The sequence below is a fragment of the Actinomadura fibrosa genome, assembly GCF_900659615.1.
Taxonomy (GTDB): domain Bacteria; phylum Actinomycetota; class Actinomycetes; order Streptosporangiales; family Streptosporangiaceae; genus Spirillospora; species Spirillospora fibrosa.
This window is the reverse complement of sequence record NZ_CAACUY010000465.1, coordinates 1-3,277: the sequence shown is the minus strand read 5'-3', so window position 1 is coordinate 3,277 and position 3,277 is coordinate 1. Positions and strand designations below refer to the sequence as shown.

At 75.2% G+C, this 3,277-nt stretch carries 2 protein-coding genes; one reads left to right on the top strand and one right to left on the bottom strand.

Going from position 1 to position 3,277, the window contains the following annotated elements:
• Positions 1-146: 146 nt before the first annotated feature.
• On the bottom strand, positions 147-1,565 hold the full coding sequence (locus E1300_RS48620; RefSeq protein ID WP_165503342.1) for a polysaccharide deacetylase family protein: 1,419 nt from the start codon (positions 1,563-1,565) through the stop codon (positions 147-149).
• A gap of 270 nt (positions 1,566-1,835) precedes the next feature.
• Here E1300_RS48620 and E1300_RS48615 point away from each other — a divergent pair.
• The coding region (locus E1300_RS48615; RefSeq protein ID WP_131764022.1) for a serine/threonine-protein kinase at positions 1,836-3,277 on the top strand (1,442 nt) is incomplete at its 3' end.

Genomic DNA, 3,277 nt, shown 5'->3' with positions numbered 1-3,277 from the left:
CACCCGCTGAAACAGCTCCCACAACTCCTCAGGCACCAACCGCTCGACCATCTCCACGAACGGCAGGCTACCGCCGACACACCAAATGAGATGACGTCTAAGGAGGGCCCCCAGGCCCGACGCCGAGGGCTTTGCAATGAACACTGCTACAGACCCGAGAAAGGGCTACCTTGTGGGGGTTTGCGGGTGGCCATCAGGTTGGTGACTGTGACGAAGGTGTAGCCCGCCCTTGTGAGGCGTCTCAGGACTTCGGGCATCGCTTCGATCGTCGGTTCGTGGGTGTCGTGCAGGACGAGGATGGCGCCGGGTCGGGCGAACGCGATCGTGCGGGCGGCGACGGCGGCGGGGTCGCGTTCGCGCCAGTCGGCGGGGTCGGCGTTCCACAGCACCTCGGTCAGGCCGAGGGACTTCGCGACGCCCGCGACGGTGCTGTTGGTGGCGCCGTACGGGGGGCGGAGGAGGGTGGTGCAGCGGCCGAGCGCGGCGCGCAGGACGTCCTGGGTGCGCTGCACGTCGGTGTTGACCTGCATGGCGGGCATCCGGGTGAGGTCGCGGTGGCCCTGGGTGTGGTTGCCGATCTCGTTGCCCGCGGCGACCGCCTCGCGCAGCAGCGCCGGGTCGGCCGCGGCGTTCTCGCCGACCACGAAGAACGTGGCGCGGGCGCCGTGGGCGGAAAGGGTGCTCAGGAGCCGCCGCGTGCCGGGGCCGGGGCCGTCGTCGAAGGTCAGCGCGATGCACTTGGCGCGCCCGCAGTCGGTGCGCGGGGTGCCGGCCTTCGCCGGCGGCGGGGGCGCCTGCGAGGACGCCGGGTGCGGGCGGGCGTCGAGCGCCGCGTCGCGGGCGCGGCGTCCGAACGCCGACAGCAGCGGGTCGGCGGCGTCGCGGTCGAGCGCGACCGCGACGCGTCCGGCGGAGCCGGGCGCCACCGTGTAGTCGCTGAACTCGGCGACCAGGTCGCCGGCCTCGTTGAACGCCAGCGACGGGAACGTGTCCGCGGCGGCGCGCACCTGCGCCGGGTTGGCCCGCGACCCGAGCCGCTCGCGGACCCGCTCGGCCAGCGTCGCGAGGCCCGCGGGGCCGTCCACGAGGTCGGCGGACGGGTGCGCGGTGCGGGTGGCGGCGTCGTACCAGTAGGTGGCGCGGGACTCGCCGCCGGACGTGCCGAAGTACCGCCACGTCACGAGGCGGACGCCGACGACCCGGGAGGTCGCCGCGGTCAGCGACCACTGCACGTTCAGCTCCGGGACGCCGCCGCCCGGCAGGGGCTCCGCGCCGTCCGCGCCCGCGCCGAACGGGCGGACCTCCGCGGCCACCGCCTTGGCGAGCCGCGCGGTCAGCGCGCCGGCGCCCGGGATCCGGGGATAGGACGCGAACACGCGGCGGGTGGCGTCCTGCTCGATGTGGGTCACCGCGGTCGTGCCGGGCAGCGCGGCCGGGTCGACCGTGCGGACCGTGGTGACGTCGGCGATGGGGCGGGTCCTGCGCTCGGTGTGCACCGCGCACGCCGCCGGCGCCAGCAGTACCAGCGCGGCCGCGGCGGCCGCTCCCCGGGTCCTTGGGTTCATCGAGGTCGTCCCCCACCGAGTTCGCACCGCGGACTTAGGGGTGCCTTCGCCCGCGCGCAAAGCGTAAGCCCGTCTGAGCCGCGGCTCACCGTGTCCGCCGCCGGCGGACGGAGTTTTAATCCGGCTCAAGCGGGTCTTGAACGATCGTTGACCTTTATTGGGGGTGGCCGGGACGCCCTGTCCTCTGTCATCGTGTGAACCGGAGGGAGTCGCGTGCCGCCGCGGGGGCGGCCGCCAAGACGCGGCTTCGTGGGGGCGAAGGGATCGCCGATGGAGAGCCCGCATTCCCGCCCGGGGACCGCGGCGTCCCTGGGCGAGCTGCGCCCGGAGGATCCCACGCGGGTCGGCCGGTACCGGATCGAGGCCAAGATCGGCGAGGGCGGGATGGGCGCGGTCTACCTCGGCCGCGACCCCGGCGGGCGGCCGGTCGCGGTGAAGGTCGTCCGCGCGGAGCTGGCCGACGACCGCACGTTCCTCGCCCGCTTCCACGACGAGGCCGCCAACGCCGAGCGGGTCGCCTCGTTCTGCACCGCCCAGGTGCTGGAGCACGGCGAGGACCTCGGCCTCGCCTACATGGTCACCGAGTACATCGACGGGCCGTCGCTGCTCCAGCACGTCAGCGAGAACGGCGCGCTGTCGCCCGGGATGCTGCACGGCGTCGCCGTCGGGGTGGCCGCCGCGCTGGTCGCCATCCACAGCTCCGGGCTCGTGCACCGCGACCTGAAGCCGAGCAACGTGCTGCTGTCGATCTCGGGCCCGCGCGTGATCGACTTCGGGATCGCCCGCGCGCTCGACATGGCGAGCTCGCACACCCGCACCGGCCAGGTCGTCGGCACGCCGGGCTGGATCGCGCCCGAGCAGATCACCACGCAGCACATCACCCCGGCCGTGGACATCTTCGCCTGGGGCTGCCTCGTCGCGTTCGCGGCCAACGGGCGCAACCCGTTCGGCCACGGTTCGTTCCAGATCATGGCGGCGCGCGCCGTCCACGCCGAGCCGGAGCTCGGCGCCCTGCCCGCGTCGCTCGCCGGGCTCGTCGAGGCGTGCCTGCGCAAGGAGCCCGAGCAGCGGCCGAGCGCCCGCGACCTGCTGCTCGCGCTGGTCGGCGGGTCCGGCGAGGCCGCCGTCAACACCACGCTGGGCGAGGCGTGGACGGCGCCGCCCGGCTCCGGCCCGAACGTCACGTCCCGGGACCCCGGCGCCCGCTCCGGCGTCCCGCCCCTGCCCCCGCCCGCCTGGGCCGGACAGCCCCCACAGGGCTCGCCGCAGAGTTCCCCGCAGAGTTCGCCGCAGGGGTTCTCGCAGGGCTCGCCGCAGGGGTTCTCGCAGGGCTCGCCGCAGAGTTCCCCGCAGGGCTCGCCGCAGAGTTCCCCGCAGGGTTTCGCACAGGGCTCAGCGCAGGGCTCTCCGCAGGCGCCGCCGCCGCACATGGAGACCGCGCCCGCGTACGACCCGCCGCATCCGCGGACCGAAGCCGCGCAGCCCGACCCCGCCGCCCAGGCCGGACCAGGGCGGACCGCGCCGGCGTACGATCCGCCGCACCCGCGGACCGAACTCGCCCAAGGCGACCCCGCCCAGGCCCCGCCGGGTCAGGTCCAGCCGGACTGGCGGACGGAGCCGGGGCGCGAGTACTCCACGGATCCCGCGGCGGCCATGCGCGTCCCGCCCGCGGCGCCCCGTCCCGCGCCGCCGCGGACCGTCCCGCCGCCGAT